The organism is Actinopolyspora biskrensis (assembly GCF_013408175.1).
In the GTDB taxonomy this organism is placed as follows: domain Bacteria; phylum Actinomycetota; class Actinomycetes; order Mycobacteriales; family Pseudonocardiaceae; genus Actinopolyspora; species Actinopolyspora biskrensis.
The window spans coordinates 1,312,447-1,328,706 of the sequence record NZ_JACBYW010000001.1; the positions used below are offsets into that span (position 1 = coordinate 1,312,447).

Annotated in this window: 11 protein-coding genes and 1 pseudogene; 9 read left to right on the forward strand and 3 right to left on the reverse strand. The window is 68.7% G+C overall.

Annotation, left to right across the window (positions count from 1 at the left end; genetic code table 11):
- Positions 1-221 precede the first annotated feature (221 nt).
- Positions 222-1,049 (forward strand): SIR2 family NAD-dependent protein deacylase, encoded by an 828-nt coding sequence (locus FHR84_RS05725; RefSeq protein WP_425489849.1) that lies wholly within the window; start codon positions 222-224, stop codon positions 1,047-1,049.
- A 77-nt stretch (positions 1,050-1,126) separates the two neighbouring features.
- Entirely contained in the window at positions 1,127-1,714 is a 588-nt protein-coding gene (gene mobA, locus FHR84_RS05730) for a molybdenum cofactor guanylyltransferase (protein WP_179534324.1), read from the forward strand.
- Positions 1,715-2,372: 658 nt separating this feature from the next.
- Here the strand turns inward: mobA and FHR84_RS05735 are convergent.
- Positions 2,373-4,739: an ATP-binding cassette domain-containing protein gene (locus FHR84_RS05735; RefSeq protein ID WP_179534325.1), complete on the reverse strand. Its 2,367-nt coding sequence runs from the start codon at positions 4,737-4,739 to the stop codon at positions 2,373-2,375.
- A 449-nt stretch (positions 4,740-5,188) separates the two neighbouring features.
- On the opposite strand from FHR84_RS05735, the gene FHR84_RS05740 reads away from it, so the two are divergent.
- Complete coding sequence (locus FHR84_RS05740) at positions 5,189-5,728, forward strand: pyridoxamine 5'-phosphate oxidase family protein (RefSeq protein WP_179534326.1); 540 nt, start codon at positions 5,189-5,191, stop codon at positions 5,726-5,728.
- Positions 5,729-5,823: 95 nt separating this feature from the next.
- On the opposite strand, the pseudogene FHR84_RS23480 reads toward FHR84_RS05740, so the two are convergent.
- Positions 5,824-6,150 (reverse strand): annotated as a pseudogene (locus FHR84_RS23480) (Tn3 family transposase); the annotation flags it as partial.
- A 224-nt stretch (positions 6,151-6,374) separates the two neighbouring features.
- On the opposite strand from FHR84_RS23480, the gene FHR84_RS05745 reads away from it, so the two are divergent.
- From FHR84_RS05745 to FHR84_RS05760, 4 genes are all read left to right on the forward strand, one after another.
- Positions 6,375-7,529 (forward strand): AAA family ATPase, encoded by a 1,155-nt coding sequence (locus FHR84_RS05745; RefSeq protein ID WP_179534327.1) that lies wholly within the window; start codon positions 6,375-6,377, stop codon positions 7,527-7,529.
- Between the two features lie 71 nt (positions 7,530-7,600).
- A complete protein-coding gene (locus FHR84_RS05750) occupies positions 7,601-8,482 on the forward strand; it encodes a DUF58 domain-containing protein (RefSeq protein WP_246300294.1) in 882 nt (293 codons plus the stop codon).
- On the forward strand, positions 8,479-9,459 hold the full coding sequence (locus FHR84_RS05755; RefSeq protein ID WP_179534329.1) for a VWA domain-containing protein: 981 nt from the start codon (positions 8,479-8,481) through the stop codon (positions 9,457-9,459). The genes FHR84_RS05750 and FHR84_RS05755 overlap by 4 nt, the downstream gene beginning before the upstream one ends.
- 970 nt (positions 9,460-10,429) lie before the next feature.
- Positions 10,430-11,149 carry an MgtC/SapB family protein gene (locus tag FHR84_RS05760; RefSeq protein ID WP_179534330.1) on the forward strand — a complete coding sequence of 240 codons (720 nt, stop codon included), beginning with the start codon at positions 10,430-10,432 and terminating at the stop codon, positions 11,147-11,149.
- A 67-nt stretch (positions 11,150-11,216) separates the two neighbouring features.
- Here the strand turns inward: FHR84_RS05760 and FHR84_RS05765 are convergent, their stop codons facing one another.
- The gene (locus FHR84_RS05765) at positions 11,217-14,132 is read right to left on the reverse strand and encodes an FAD-binding and (Fe-S)-binding domain-containing protein (protein ID WP_179534331.1); all 2,916 of its coding nucleotides are present in this window, start codon (positions 14,130-14,132) and stop codon (positions 11,217-11,219) included.
- Positions 14,133-14,413: 281 nt separating this feature from the next.
- Here FHR84_RS05765 and fabG point away from each other — a divergent pair, with 281 nt between their 5' ends.
- Both fabG and fabI read left to right on the forward strand, forming a co-directional pair.
- The gene (gene fabG / locus FHR84_RS05770) at positions 14,414-15,118 is read left to right on the forward strand and encodes a 3-oxoacyl-ACP reductase FabG (protein WP_179534332.1); all 705 of its coding nucleotides are present in this window, start codon (positions 14,414-14,416) and stop codon (positions 15,116-15,118) included.
- Between the two features lie 216 nt (positions 15,119-15,334).
- A complete protein-coding gene (gene fabI / locus FHR84_RS05775; RefSeq protein WP_179534333.1) occupies positions 15,335-16,102 on the forward strand; it encodes an enoyl-ACP reductase FabI in 768 nt (255 codons plus the stop codon).
- The last annotated feature ends 158 nt before the right edge of the window (positions 16,103-16,260 follow it).

The following is a 16,260-nucleotide window of genomic DNA, read 5'->3' on the forward strand; positions in this document are numbered from 1 at the left end:
TTCGCCTTCCGGAGCTCGTTTCCGAGCGGATTCGGGGACGAAATCTAGTGGCGCGGTGTTTCCCGGGAGGGGGCGTCGTGTTGCGGCGGGGAAAAGAACCGTTAACCCGAACTCACGGGCTCCGAAAACCCCGTGCGGAGAAACGAGGGGTCCCGGGGCCTCGCGGCTTCACCGACGCCCTGCACCGCGGCTTCGGCGAGCGACGTGCGACCGTGGTGGACGTGGTCGAACAGGGCGAGGACAGCGCCGCGCAGTGGCGACGGGCCTGTGAACTGGTCGCCGCCGCGCGCCGGATCACGGTACTGACCGGTGCGGGGATCTCCACCGGGGCCGGGATTCCCGACTTCCGGGGACCGAACGGGGTCTGGACCCGCGACCCGCGGGCACAGCGGCTCAGCGACATCGACAGTTACGTGGCCGACCCGCAGGTGCGGCGACTGGCCTGGCAGAGCCGCGCCGAGCATCCCGCCTGGGACGCCGTTCCCGGTCCGGCCCACCGTGCTTTCGTCGACCTCGCGGCCTCGGGAAGGCTGCGTGCCGTGCTGACCCAGAACATCGACGAGCTGCACCAGCGGGCGGGTCTCGATCCCTCCTACGTGCTCGAGCTGCACGGATCGATGTTCGGCACGGTGTGCCTGTCCTGCTCGGCGGGCGGCACCATGCGCGCGGCCCTGGAGCGGGTGGCGGCGGGGGAGCAGGACCCCCACTGCACGGAGTGCGGGGGGATCCTCAAGTCCGCCACCGTCTCGTTCGGGCAGGCGCTGGACCCCGAAGTGGTCCGGGAGAGCCAGCGGGCGGCGATGGACTGCGATCTGTTCCTGGCCGTGGGGACCTCGCTGGGCGTGCACCCGGCGGCTGGATTCACCGATCTCGCCGCCCGCGCGGGCACGGGCCTGGTGATCTGCAACGGCGAGCCGACCCCGTACGACGGGCAGGCCGAGGCCGTGCTCCGGGGGAATCTCGACGAACTGCTGCCCGACCTGCTGTCCGTGCCTCCCGACGAGAACCGGCCTCCGCTCCGCACCTGGGCGGATCCGCGCACCTGGTGAAGCGAGGAGCACGGTCTCCGATCACCTGCTCGCCCGGCGCCGCTCCGGTGGCGGAGCACGGCGCGTAACGTGAGATCATGACCTCGCTGACGAGCGGCTTGGCCGGGATCGTGCTGGCAGGCGGGCACGGAACCAGGCTCGGGGGCAGGGACAAGCCCGCCATCACCCTGGCGGGGCGTTCGCTGCTGGACCGCACGCTCGACGCCGCCGCGGACGCGGACCCGCTGATCGTCGTCGGCCCGTCCAGGCCGATTTCCCGGAAGGTCCGCTGGACCCTCGAGGAACCCGCGGGGGGAGGGCCGGTCGCGGCGCTGGCCGCCGGGTTGGAGTCGTTGACGGAGCAGGCGGAGCTGGTCGCCGTGTTGGCGGCGGACCACCCGTGGTTGACCGGTGCCACCCTGCGGAGGCTGGTGCGCCGGTTGCGCGCGGACGGGAACGCAGGGGGAGCGGTGCTCGTCGACGGCGCGGGCAGGCCGCAGTGGCTGCTGGGGGTGTGGGTGACCGATGTGCTGCGACGGGCCGTTCCCCGTGACGCCGCGGGCCGTGCGCTCGGCGGGGTGCTGGACCGGGCGGAGCCGTTGCGCGTGCCCGCCGCGGCCGCCGAGACCTCGGACGTCGACACCCCCGAGGAGCTGAACCGGGCACTGCGGGACTTCGAGGGGTGAGTCGCCGCGGGGCGCGTTCCGCTCGGGGACCGGGGCGTTGTCCACGCTGAAGGTGGGACACCGCAGCGTGGCGTCCCTCCGTGCGGGGGACGTGGCAGGCTGAGCGGATCCCCGGAGCACTGGAGTCCGTCCCCGTCGGTTGGTGCTGTTCCGTCGGCTTCTGCTGTTATTTGGGCATCTGCAGTTTCAGTGTTGATCGAAATTAAATCAACCAACACCGCCATGCCACGCGAACGTGCCCTCCTGGACCAAGCATGGACGTTTACGAACTCGCCCATCCGTCCTTTCCAGGCGTGCGGCGAAGTCGCGCATGAACTGCATGTGCGCGTCGACCTCCTCCGGCCTCCACCGGTCCGTCGGCTCCTGTCCGGCTGCGGGGCGGGAATCACCTCGGTAATGCTTCAGTAGCAGGTACTTCGCAGCGGTTCTCCTTGATCATCGAGTGGGCGGCCGTGGCCGCTGGTGTCCGGCGGGGCCGGAGTCCGCGGGACATCCTCGACATTCGGAAGTGCGCGGAGCTTCATGCGCATAGGGCGCATGCCCGCTTCTCGGTGTGGACGCCGTTCGCTTCTGTAGTTATTTTTATATCTGTGTTTTCAGCGTTTAATGAAATCAATCTCCACAGCAGACAACTCGCAAGCACAGCACCGAACCGAAATCAAGCACCGACGTACTCGGCCAGGTGCTCGCCGGTGAGGGTGGAGCGGGCGGCGACGAGCTCGGCGGGCGTGCCCTCGAAGACGACCTTCCCGCCGTCGTGACCGGCTCCGGGACCGAGGTCGACGATCCTGTCCGCGTGGGCCATGACCGCCTGGTGGTGCTCGATGACGATGACCGACTTGCCGGAGTCGACGAGCCGGTCGAGCAGCCCGAGCAGCTGTTCGATGTCGGCGAGGTGCAGGCCGGTGGTCGGCTCGTCGAGGACGTAGACGCCCCCCTTGTCGGACATGTGGGTGGCGAGCTTGAGGCGTTGCCGTTCGCCGCCGGAGAGCGTGGTGAGGGGTTGACCGAGGCTCAGGTAACCGAGTCCCACGTCGGCCAGTCGCGCCAGGATCCGCTGTGCGGCCGGTGTGCGCGCCTCGCCGGAGCCGAAGAACTCCGCGGCCCCGGTCACCGACATCGCGAGCACCTCGCTGATGTCGCGGCCTCCGAGACGGTATTCCAGCACCGGTGCCTGGAACCGTTTCCCCGCGCACTCCTCGCAGGTGGTGGCGATGCCGGCCATCATGGCCAGGTCGGTGTGGATGACGCCCGCGCCGTTGCAGCCGGGACAGGCGCCCTCGGAGTTGGCGCTGAACAGCGCCGGTTTCACGCCGTTCGCCTTCGCGAACGCCTTGCGGATCGGGTCGAGCAGCCCGGTGTAGGTCGCCGGGTTGCTGCGCCGTGAACCACGGATCGCGTCCTGGTCGACCGAGACCACCCCCGCTTCCGGCGGAACCGACTCGTGCACCAGCGAGCTCTTGCCGGAGCCGGCCACACCGGTGACCACGCAGAGCACCCCGAGCGGGATGTCGACGTCGACGTCCCGCAGGTTGTGGGAGGTGGCGCCGCGTATCTCCAGCGTGCCGGTCGGCTCGCGCACCTTCTCCTTGACCGCGACCCGGTCGTCGAGGTGGTGGCCGGTGAGGGTGCCGCCGGTCCGCAGCCCCTCGACGGTGCCCTCGAAGCAGACGGTGCCGCCCTCCGCGCCTGCGCCGGGGCCGAGGTCGACGACGTGGTCGGCGATCGCGATCACCTCGGGTTTGTGCTCCACGACGAGCACCGTGTTGCCCTTGTCCCGCAGTCGTAGCAGCAGGTTGTTCATCCGCCGGATGTCGTGGGGATGCAGGCCGATGGTGGGTTCGTCGAAGACGTAGGTGACGTCGGTCAGCGAGGAGCCGAGGTGGCGGATCATCTTGGTGCGCTGGGCCTCACCGCCCGACAGCGTGGCCGAGGGGCGGTCGAGCGAGAGGTAGCCCAGCCCGATCTCCACGAACGAGTCGAGGGTCTGCCGCAGCGCGGTGAGCAGCGGCGCGACCGACGGCTCGTCCAGGCCGCGGAGCCATTCGGCCAGGTCGCTGATCTGCATCGCGCAGGCCTCGGCGATGTTGGTCCCGGCGATCCGCGAGGAGCGGGCCGCCTCGTTGAGCCGGGTTCCTGCGCACTCCGGGCAGGCGGTGAAAGTGATCGCCCGGTCCACGAACTCCCGGATGTGCGGTTGCATCGACTCACGGTCCTTGGACAGCATCGATTTCCGGATCCGCGGGATCAGCCCCTCGTAGGTGACGTTGATACCGCCGACCCTCACCTTGACCGGCTCCCTGTGCAGGAAGTCGTACAGCTCGGTCTCCGTGTAGTCGCGGATCGGCTTGTCCGGGTTGAGGAAGCCCGACTCGGTGAACGGGCGCAGCGTCCAGTGGCCGTCCCCCGTGTAGCCGGGGACGGCCACCGCTCTTTCGTTGAGCGACTTGCTGTCGTCGTACAGCTGGGACAGGTCGAAGTCGGTGACCGAGCCCCTGCCCTCGCAGTGCGGGCACATGCCGCCGGTGACGCTGAAGCTGCGCCGTTCCTTCACGGTCCTGCCGCCGCGTTCCGTGGTGATCGCACCGGCTCCGCTGATCGAGGCGACGTTGAACGAGAACGCCTTGGGCGAGCCGATGTGCGGCTGCCCCAGTCGGCTGAACAGGATCCGCAGCATCGCGCCTGTGTCGGTGGCGGTGCCGACCGTGGACCGAGGGTCGCCGCCCATCCGCTCCTGGTCGACGATGATCGCCGTGGTCAGCCCGTCCAGCACGTCGACCTCCGGGCGTGCCAGTGTCGGCATGAAGCCCTGCACGAAGGCGCTGTAGGTCTCGTTGATCATCCGTTGCGATTCCGCGGCGATCGTGCCGAACACCAGTGAGCTCTTGCCCGATCCGGAAACACCGGTGAACGCCGTCAGCCTGCGCTTCGGGATCTCGACGTCGACGTCGGCGAGGTTGTTCACGCGTGCGCCCTGCACGCGGATCAGGTCGTGGCTGTCGGCGACGTGCCTGGCCGTGCTCATCGTGTCTCCATCCGTCGCGCTGGATCGCGTTCGTGGTCTCCGTCGGCTGAGCGTACGGCCGGCCCCTGACAAGCGGCTGAACAGCTGTCGCTGTCCCGTCGCGGGGGAGTGGGGTGGGTGCGCGCTGCTGGTACTCACTGGTGTTCGTGCCGGATCAGGGTCCCTCGTCCGGGAGGCGGCTGCTTGGCCTGTACTCCTGAAGCTGTCCTGAGAGGCAGAGTAGGTCGGCGGGTCAGTCGGTGAGGAGTGCGGCGTCGAGGGCGTGAGCGCGGCCGGTGGGTCATCGGGCCTTGGCTGAGGTCTGGTCCCGTTGCAGGGTGCGGTAGACCGTGGTGCGGGAGACGGTGAAGACCTCGGTTGGCCTTGGTGAGAGGCGAGAGAGTCGCTGTCCAGCTAACCCGCATCGGCGAACAGGCGCTTTTGTCGGTGGGAGCTGATTACCTAGCCGAATGTTCGAAACTCCCGACGAGCTCCACAGCCTCCAAGTCCTGCTCGACACGTCTTGGGCTGACTCCAGCAGCCACCTCAAGTCGATCATCCGGCCAGGTGAAAGCACCTTGGACGCCGAGCAGGTCGTCCGAGTCTGCCAAGGCATGTGCACCCTGGCCATCGCCACGGTCACCCGGCGCGGCGAGCCACGCATCAGCGGCGCCGACGGGCACCTCCTGCACGGCCGTTGGATCGTCGGCACCCACCGTCAGGCCGCTAAAGCCCGTCATCTCGCGGCGAGGCCCGGCATCAGCGCGACCTTCATGCGCGGCGAGCAGCTCGGCATCTTCACGCATGGACACGCCGTTCCGCTGAACCCCGAGGGGACGAGCAGCGACCCGACTTGGCCGACAATCCGCGACTACCTCGTCAACCACTACGACGGCGATGGCGACGATCCGTTCTGGGACGAGAACGTGTGGTATCGCATCGACCCCAGCTGGATGGTCGCCTACAGCGCCGACCCCGTCGGGCTGCTCGACCAACAACCGTCAGTCTGAAGAGAGCTCGAGCGGGTCCACCTCAGGCCGTCACTCCGGGGTCAGTCGAGGTTGACATCTTCACGTCCAGAAGTTGACAGCGCGATCCATGTCGGTCACGCCGATCGCGGGAAACCCGAGCCTGAGCACAAGGTAAGGCTACGACGGTGCAGCTCGGGTCTCGCAAACCGATCCCTCAGCGGGACGGGAGCGGGAGGTCGAGGCGTGTGGTCATGTCCAGGCGGAAGCGCCCGTAGGGGTTGATGTTGGACCAGAACAGCGGGCTCAGCGCCCGGCGTTCGTGAGGGCCGAGGAGTTCGTCCCAGCCGGGGGCTGTCGAGGACGTTTTGCAGCAGCAGGGTGTTGACGTGCACCAATGCCGACTGGAGTAGGTGCAAGGCGAGCATGGAGACTTCGGCGGACTCGCGGTCGGGGCCGGTGAGCTCGCTTCGGGACAGCTTCAGGGTTATTTGGCATCTATATTTTCAGTGTTGATAGAAACAAACTTCACAAAAGTCACACCAACAGCAAGCTCCAATAAACGAATACGCTGCCCCGAAGCGTGATCAGTACAGCTACGTGCCACTATCGGCAGCAACGGCGGCGATCACTCCGTGGTGGGATCCGCGCACGACAGGGGCGTCGATATTCGGTTGGAGGTTTCCCAGTGACCGATCCGGGTCAGGGTGGTAACGACAGTGCCGCGGGGGCGGGGACGGCCGGGTCGGCCCACTCGGCGGATCACGTCAACACGCCCGCCAGGGACGCGCAGCTTCTCGAACGCACCGTGTTCGAGGTGAAGCGCGTGATCGTCGGACAGGACCGGCTGGTGGAGCGTGTGCTGGTCGGCCTGCTGGCCGGTGGGCACATCCTGCTGGAGGGCATCCCCGGTGTGGCGAAGACCCTGGCGGTGGAAACCTTCTCCTCGGTTGTGGGGGGCAGTTTCTCGCGGCTGCAGTTCACTCCCGACCTGGTCCCGGCCGATCTGCTCGGTACGCGTATCTATCGTCAGGGCAGCGAGCAGTTCGACGTCGAGCTGGGGCCCGTGATGGCCAACTTCGTGCTCGCGGACGAGATCAACCGTGCCCCGGCCAAGGTGCAGTCCGCGCTGCTGGAGGTCATGGCCGAGCAGCACGTCTCGTTGGCCGGCAACAGCTATCCCACCCCTCGGCCCTTCCAGGTGCTGGCGACCCAGAACCCGATCGAGAACGAGGGTGTCTACCCGCTCCCGGAAGCCCAGCGCGACCGCTTCCTGTTCAAGCTGTTGGTCGAGTACCCGACGGCCGAGGAGGAACGCGAGATCGTCTACCGGATGGGTGTGCGCCCGCCGGAGCCGCAGACCGTGCTCGACCCGGAGGAACTGCTCCGGCTGCAACAGGTCGCCTCCAACGTGTTCGTGCACCACGCGCTGGTCGACTACGTCGTGCGTCTGGTGCTTGCCACCCGTTCCCCCAACGAGCACAACCTCTCCGACATCGCGGGCTGGGTCTCCTACGGGGCTTCCCCCCGCGCCACGCTCGGCGTCGTCGGGGCGGCCCGGGCCCTGGCGTTGCTGCGTGGGCGTGACTACGTGCTGCCGCAGGACGTGGTCGACGTGGTTCCGGACGTTTTCCGGCACCGGATCGTGCTGTCCTACGACGCGGTCGCCGACGGGGTGCCCGTCGATCACGTGGTCAACAGGGTGCTGCAAACGGTGCCGCTTCCGCAGGTGTCGGCGCGACCGCAGTCCCCCGCCCCGCAGTACGGTGCCGCGCAGCAGGGCGGCGCCCCCGTGGGCAGCGTGAACTACGGTCAGCCGTCCACCGGCGTCAGCAATCAGTGAGGAGCCGATTCGTCGTGTCGACTGCCGGTGAGCGTCCGGACTGGGCGCCGCCCGCGCTGGACCAGGAGCGCATGCGCGCCGCGCTGCGCTCTCTCGAACTGACGGTGCGCGGCAGGCTGGACGGGCTGCTGCAGGGCAATCACCTCGGTCTCGTTCCGGGTCCCGGCACCGAGCCGGGGGAGGCCAGGCCGTATCAGCCCGGTGACGACGTTCGCCGGATGGACTGGGCCGTGACGGCCCGAACCACCGAGCCGCACATCCGGGAGACGATCGCCGACCGGGAGCTGGAAACCTGGGTGGCCCTGGATCTTTCCGCGAGCCTGGACTTCGGCACCGCGGCGTGCACCAAGCGCGAGCTGGCGATAGCGGGTATGGCCGCCGTGGCACATTTGACGAACGGTGGGGGGAACCGTCTCGGGGCCGTGGTCTCCAACGGGGAACAGTTCACCAGGCACCCGGCGCGCGGCGGGGGTGACCACGCGCGCGCCCTGCTGCGGCGGGTCGCCGAGACCCCGCATCCCGCGGAGGGGGTGGAGGGTGATCTCACCACGTTGGTCGAGTCGTTGCGCAGGCCGCCGCGCCGACGCGGGCTGGCCGTGGTGATCTCGGACTTTCTCGGCTCCGTCGACTGGCAGCGGGCCATGCGCGGGTTGGCGGCCAGGCACTCGCTGTTGGCCGTCGAGGTCGTCGACCCGCGTGATGTGGAACTTCCCGAGGTCGGTGACGTCCTGTTGAGCGATCCCGAGACCGGCAAGCAGCGCGAGGTGCGGACCACGCCGGTGCTGCGCCGTGAGTTCGCCGCGGCTGCCTCCGCGCATCGGGAGCGGGTGGCGGCGGAGTTGCGGCGGCTCGGGGGTGCTCACCTGGTTCTGCGCACCGATTCCGACTGGATCGCCGACATTGTCCGGTTCGTCGTCGCGCGCAAGCGAGGATGGTCCGGAGGAGTGGCATGAGCTTGACAGGTTTCAAGGCCCCTTGGTGGTTTCTGCTGCTGGCCGTGGTGCTCGTCCTCGTCGCGGGGTACCTGTGGGTTCAGCGCAGGCGCAGGCGCAGCACGATGCGGTTCAGCAACCTCGCCTTGCTCGAACGGGTGGCTCCGCGCAGGCAGGGCTGGCCGAAGCACGTTCCGATGGCGCTGCTCGGCGTGACGTTGGTGTTGTTGACCGTGGGGCTCGCCGGGCCGACCTCCGAGCAGCGCATTCCGCGCAACCGGGCCACCGTGCTGTTGACGATGGACGTCTCGCTTTCGATGAAGGCCCGTGACGTCAGTCCGAGCAGGTTGCGGGCGGCCAAGCAGGCCGCCAAGGAGTTCGCGGGCAAGCTCACTCCCGGGATCAACCTGGGGCTGATCTCGTTCGCCGGGACGGCCACGGTGATGGTCATGCCGACCACGGACCGTCCGAGCGTGAAGCAGGCCATCGACAGCCTGCAGCTGTCCGAGGCGACCGCCACCGGTGACGGGATCAAGGCTTCGCTCTCGGCCATCGAGTCCTTCGGGCGGATGGTCGGCGGTGGTCAGGGGACACCGCCCGCGCGGATCGTGTTGATGGCGGACGGAGGCCAGACCATTCCGCGGGAGTTGGACGCTCCCAGAGGGGCGTACACCCAGGCCAAGGCCGCCAAGGAGGCGGGAGTGCCCATTTCGACGATCTCCTTCGGCACCGAGCACGGCAGCATCGAGATCCAGGGCCAGCGCCAGCGGGTGGAGGTCGACGACGAGGCGATGCGCCACATAGCCGACCTGTCCGGCGGGGACTTCTACAAGGCCGCCAGCGCGGAGCAACTGCGTCAGGTCTACGACACGCTCCAGGAGCAGATCGGCTACGAGATCAAACGGGCTGATGCCAGCAAGCCGTGGTTCGTGCTCGGGACGCTCGCGGCCATCGTCGCTGCCGGGGCGGCGCTGCTGGTGGGGCGGCGACTGCCCTGAGTTTCCGTCCGCTGGCTTCCCGCTGCGGGGGCGGGGAGTGTCGACACGGTGGCCGAAGCGGGCAAGCTGATGGCGGATTCGTCGCAGTAGGCGCCGGCGATTCAGTCCTGGACCCGCCACCACGACCCGGCCGAGCTGCTTTCCTGCCGGACGGTACACAGCTTTCCGGAGGGGAACTCGCCGGGTGCGGTGGCTGAGGTGACCGTTGCCGTCAACTCACGTACACACAGGGCAGCCCGACCGAGGTGTATTGGCCTCCGCTTATTGCCTTCCACCCCTCGGCGCAGGTCTTCCCGGATCCGCGCCCGCTGCCGCTGGCCGTCGGCTCGTTGCTGTGTGGCCCGCGAACGTTCATGTTTGGTCCCCACACGTGGATGTAGCCGTAAAAATCGTATCCACGGCCCACAGTCGAGTAGCCGTTGGTGGCGTCACCGCGGACATCGATGCAAACCGAGTGATTGCACCCGGACGCGTCTTTGGGAGTGGGAGTTTCCTCCGCGGGCAGCGTCCGCAGGCAAACCTCCCCCTCGCACGTCCAATCACTCGGGGCTGCTTGGGTGGTGGTTGCTGCCGCACTGGTCGCACCGGTTCCGATCAGCATCGATGCGGCCACGATGGCCGGCAAGGCAAAGCGTCGCATGTTGTTCCTTCCCTTGATCGAGCACTTCGACTCCGAAGCGCTGGAACGGATATTGCCGGAGTTGAAGGCACACCAAAGCGAGACCGCTCGCATACCACTCGATCGGGTCAGAACGGTTTTGGAAGGCAGTGTCCGTGAACGTGACGTCATGACCTCCTATTCGAGGTTGAGGTGGGACACCCCGCCGAAGATCCGAAGGCAGCACCCGACCCGCACTGCCGGTGTTGTCCTCCCGAGGTCGCGGGGGACCGGGGCGAGCCAGGGCGTCTCGGGAGCCGTGCCCGACCGTCGCCGGCCGCGAGTTTCGCCGGTGCGCGGTAGCGTCGGTGGATGACCTCCTCGATCACCGGTCTCGGCGAGCTGCCGATGCTCGTCGAGCTGGGGGCGGCGCTGCTGCTGTCCAGTCTGATCGGGTTGGAGCGCGAGGTCAGGGCCAAAAGCGCCGGGTTGCGTACGCACACTCTGGTCGGTGTGGGGACCGCCCTGCTGGTGCTCGTGTCGAAGTACGGTTTTCTCGACATGTTGGAGTGGTCCAACGTGCAGCTCGGGCCGTCCAGGGTGGCGGCCCAGATCGTGTCGGGGATCGGGTTCATCGGCGGCGGGTTGATTTTCGTGCGCCGGGACGCGGTTCGTGGGCTCACCACGGCGGCGACCGTGTGGGTGGTGGCCGCGGTGGGGATGGCCTGTGGCAGTGGCCTGCTGGTGTTGGCGACGGCGACCACGCTGGCGCATTTCATCGTGGCTGTGGGTTACCAGTACCTGGTGACGCTGCTGCGGAGGATGATGCGTGAGCCGGAGGGCGTGCGGATCGGTTATCTGGACGGTCACGGTGTGCTGCGCAACGTGCTGACGTTGTGCACCAGCAGGGGGTGGGCCGTGCTCGATCTGCAGGTCGAGCGGGAGGACACCGACGACCGCAACCAGCGCACCGCCGTGGTGGCCCTGCGGCTGCGCGGCAGGCGCGATGCGACGGCGCTGCTCGAGGAGCTGTCCGCTTTGCCCGGTGTGCTGCACGTCGCGGCGAGCGAGCCCGCCGAGAACGGGTTCTGAACAGGTCCGAGCTCTCGTCTCCGGCGGGTTCCGTGTGGTCGTTGCCCGCGCTGCTGGCTTGTGGTGTTCACGTGGTGTTCCGGTGGGAAACACCCAGTTGCCTGGCGAGCGCGGTAGCCAGGTGCAGTGGTTCGGCGGCGGCGGCGTGCCGCAGCTGGGTGCGGCAGCTGAACCCGTCGGCGAGCACCTCGGTTCCGTCCGGGGCGGAACGTATCCGGGGCAGCAGCGCGTCCTCGGCGCAGGCCATGGAGACCTCGTAGTGGCCGCGTTCGAAACCGAAGTTGCCTGCCAGGCCGCAGCATCCCGCGTCGAGCACTCGGGGGTTCAGTCCGGCGGTCTCCAGCACGGAGCGGTCGGCGTCGAAGCCCAGTTCGGAGTACTGGTGGCAGTGCATCTGCACGAGCACCTCCCCGGACTGTTCCCGGGCGGGCCGCGGTGCGGACGGCCGTGCCGGTGCGTGCTGGTCGACCTGTTCGGCGAAGGTGCGGGTCGCCGAGGCCAGGGAGCGCACGTCGGGGTCGGCGGGGGCTAGTTCGAGCGCGTCGTTGCGCAGGAAGGCGGTGCAACTCGGTTCCAGTCCCACCACCGGTGCGTCCTCCCGCAGCCACGGACGCAGTTCGCGTGCGGTGCGGCGCAGCGTTCGCCGCGCTGTGCCGAGCTGTCCGGTGGAGTACCACGTCAGGCCACAGCACACCGTCGTGTCGGGCAGCCGGACCTCGTGGCCGGAGGACTCCAGCACCGCGATCGCGTCCAGGCCGATGCCGGGTTCGAAGTGGTTGGTGAAGGTGTCCGGGAACAGCAGCACCGGGTCACCGGGTCCTTCCGGTGGGCGGGAAGCTTGCCGGTCCGAGCACGATTCGAGCAGACCGCGCCGTGCCAGCAGCGGCAGATCCCTTTCGGGGGCGATTCCGCCGAGGCGTTTCAGCAGCGGGGCCGCTCTTCCGCGACCGAGTCGGTTGAACAGCCCCGGGGCCCACCGCGCGGCCGCCAGCCACAGCGGCAGGAACCCCATCGAGTAGTGCGTTGCCGGACGTGGCCTGTGGCGATAGTGCCGGTGCAGGAACTCGGCCTTGTAGGTGGCCATGTCCACGCCCACGGGACAGTCGGTCTTGCAGCCCTTGCAGGACAGGCACAGGTCGAGTGCCTCGCGGGTCTGTTCGGAACGCCAGCCCCCGACCACGGTCCTTCCGGACAGCATCTCGGACAACAGGTGCGCTCGTCCCCGGGTGGAGTGCTTCTCGTCCCGGGTCGCCCGGTAGCTCGGGCACATCACTCCGCCCGAGGGGTTGAGGCATTTGCCCACTCCCACGCACCGGTGCGTCGCGGAGGCGAGGTCGCCGTTGTCGGAGTGCAGCGCCAGTTCGGTCCTGCTCGGAATGCGCGGCGCCGCGACCAGGGGCCTCAGGTCCTCGTCCACGCCGCGCGGGCGGGTGATCACGCCGGGGTTGTGCAGCCCCTCGGGGTCGAAGAGGGTTTTGAACCGGTCGAACGCCTCCAGCATCTCCGGCGGGTACATGCGCGGCAGCAGTTCCGAGCGGGCCTGTCCGTCCCCGTGCTCGCCGGAGAGCGAGCCACCGTGCGCGACGACGAGGTCGGCGGCCGCTTCCAGGAAGGCCCGGTAGTCGGAGGCTCCGGACCGGGAGGTCAGGTCGAAGTCGATGCGCACGTGGATGCAGCCCTCGCCGTAGTGCCCGTAGCTGGCACCGCGGTAGCCGAAACGATCCAGCAGTTCGTCGAACTCGCGGAGGTAGGAGCCGAGGTTCTCCGGGGGGACGGCGGCGTCCTCCCAGCCGGACCAGCGTTGCGATCCGTCGGTCATGCGCGTCGAGTACCCCGAGCCCTCCTCGCGGATCTTCCACAGCGCGGCCATCCGGCGTGCGTCGGTGTGCACGACGCATTCGGCGTGGTCCGCGAATCGCTCGGCGATCGAGTGGGCGGCCCGCGCAGCGGTGTCGGGGTCGGGGCCGCCGGTTTCCACGAGCAGCCAGCTTCGACCGCGGGGCAGCAGCGTGAGGGCGGGGGAGTTCGGGTTGCGTTCCCGGACGACGTCGACCAGTTCCCGGGTGAGACCTTCCACGGCCAGCGTGGGGTGCTCCCGGATCCGGGGGACCCGGTCGGCGGCGGCGTACACGTCGTCGAATCCGAGAACGACCATGGCGCGGGCGCCCGGTTCCTCCACCAGCTCCACCGTCGCCGACAGGACGGTGGCGCAGCTGCCCTCCGAACCGACCAGCGCGCGAGCGACGTCGAACCCGTTCTCCGGAAGCAGCTGGTCCAGGTTGTACCCGGAAACCCGCCTGGTCGTGTCGGGGAGGTCTGTGCGCAGACGGGGGGCGAATTCGTCGACGAGGTCGCGCAGCCCCCGGTAGAGACGTCCGGTGCGGTCCTGGCGTCCGCACAGCGCGTCCAGCCGTTGCCGGTCGGTGCTCGACAGCGTCAACCGTGTTCCGTCCGAGAGCAGCACGTCCAGCTCGCGCACGTTGTCGACCGTTTTCCCCCAGGCCACCGAGTGCGTGCCGCACGAATTGTTCCCGATCATCCCGCCGAGGGTGCACCGGCTGTGTGTGGAGGGGTCGGGGCCGAAGGTGAGCCCGTGCCGCCCGGCCGTTTCGCGCAGGGTGTCCAGTACGACCCCCGGTTGCACGCGGGCCAGCCGCCGTGCGGGGTCCACGTGTTCGATCCGGTTCATGTGCTTGGAGAAGTCCAGGACCAGGCCGTCGCCCATGGCGTTGCCCGCCACGCTCGTCCCCGATCCGCGGGAGGTGATCGGCAGTCCGTACTCGCGTGCGACTTCGAGGGTGGCCGCCACGTCGTTGTCGTCGCGCGGGAAGACCACTCCGCGGGGAACCCGCCGGTAGTTCGAGGCGTCGGTGGCATACAGTGCGCGTGTCCCCGGGTCGAATCGCGCTTGGCCCGTCAGGGAGTTTCGCAGCGGTTCCGCGAATTCGGGCGTCCGCGCGGCTGTGTGGGCCGTTTCGTTCATCGCGGGGACTCCAGACGGGGCGGGGTGCGCTTCTGCGCCGGTCGGACCGAAGGCGACGTTGATCGACGTTACACACCGGATGCCAGTCCCGCGCCCGCAGCGCGGCGTGGCGGTCGGCGCGGCCGGTGGGTGGCGTTCTCCGGGAGAGCCCCGCGTCTCGTCCGGTGAGATCGGGTCCGATGTCGGAGGGCACACCTCGGGCCGATAGCCTCGCGCCGGATTCGGCGGACAGCGCCGGGTGAGACACGGAGTTCGAGAGCAAGTTCCTTAGGAGTGTGAGAGTGGCACGGTCCGTACTGGTCACCGGCGGGAATCGTGGTATCGGGTTGGCTGTGGCCAAGGCGTTCCAGGCCGCCGGGGACAAAGTGGCGATCACCCACCGCGGGTCCGGCGCTCCGGAGGGGATGCTGGGGGTGCGCTGCGATGTGACCGACTCGGAGCAGGTGACCGCCGCTTTCGACGAGGTCGAGGCGGCGCACGGCAGGGTCGAGGTGCTCGTGGCCAACGCGGGGATCACCGACGACGGGCTGCTGCTGCGCATGGAGGAGGAGCAGTTTCAACGGGTGGTCGAGGCCAACCTGACCGGGGCGTACCGGGTCGCCAAACGCGCGGCGAGCAGCATGCTGCGCAACAGGAGGGGCCGCATGATCTTCATCTCCTCCACTGTGGCGCTTTCCGGCGCTCCGGGGCAGGCCAACTACGCCGCGAGCAAGGCAGGGCTGATCGGTTTCGCCCGTTCCCTGGCGCGGGAGCTCGGTTCGCGCAGCATCACGTCCAATGTGGTTACCCCCGGGTTCGTGACCACGGACATGACCGACGAGCTGCCCGAGGAGCGCAAGCAGGAGATTCTCGCGCAGGTGCCGTTGGCCCGTTTCGCCGAACCGGACGAGGTGGCCGGCACGGTGCGGTGGTTGGCCTCGGAGAGCGCGGGCTACGTCACCGGAGCCGTCATCCCGGTCGACGGCGGTGTCGGCATGGGGCACTGAACGGCCCGCTTCCTCGACTCGAGGGGCCTCAAGAGGCCTTTCAGCATGATTCGTTGTGGCTGGAGCGCTCGGCCGACACCGAGCGCGTGGTGCGGAGCGCGTGCGGTGGCGGACGCCACTCGAGGCGTCCCGCCCCGCGCGTCGCACCCGAGCTCCGGGCGGGCCTTCCACAAGGAATCCTCGGTTTTTTCGGTACGTATTGCGTGGAGGATGCAAGTGAGCGGTCTGCTCGAAGGTAAACGAATTCTCGTGACCGGTGTGATCACCGACTCGTCCATCGCGTTCCACACGGCCAAGGTGGCTCAGGAGCAGGGCGCCGAGGTGGTACTGACCGGTTACGGTCGGATCAAGCTGGTCGAGCGGATCGCGGGGCGGCTTCCGAAGCCCGCCCCGGTGATCGAGCTCGACGTCACCAACGACCAGCACCTGGCCGGGCTGGCCGACTCGGTGTCCGAGCACGTCGACGGGCTCGACGGGGTGGTGCACTCGATCGGCTACGCTCCGGAGTCCTGCCTCGGAGCGGATTTCATGCAGGCCCCGTGGGAAGACGTCTCCAGCGCGCTGCACATCTCGGCGTATTCGTTGAACTCCCTGACCAAGGCCTGTCTGCCGCTGCTGGGCGAGGGCAGTTCCGTGGTGGGGATGGATTTCGACGCGCGGGTGGCCTGGCCTGCCTACGACTGGATGGGGGTGGCCAAGGCGGCCCTGGAGTCCACTTCGCGGTACCTGGCTCGGGAGCTCGGTCCGCGGGGGATTCGCGTCAACCTGGTCAGCGCCGGTCCCGTGCGCACCATGGCCGCCAAGTCGATTCCCGGTTTCCAGGAGTTGGAGGACACCTGGGGCGAGCGCGCTCCGCTCGGTTGGGATGTGGAGAACCCGGAGCCGGTGGGGCGCACGGTCTGCACCGCGCTGTCGGACTGGCTGCCGAAAACCACCGGATCCATGATCATGACCGATGGTGGTTTCCACGCCCTGGGCGCGTGACGCGCCTGACAGGACGGTGAAACCGAGTCGCACGGCCGTTGTTGTGGGGGGCCCCCCCGGGGGGGGGCCCCCAAACCCCCCCCCCCCCAGGGGGGGGGGGGGAGGCGCGGGGGGGTTGGGCGGGAGGGGTGAACACCGGGGGGGGGGCCCGGCGGGCC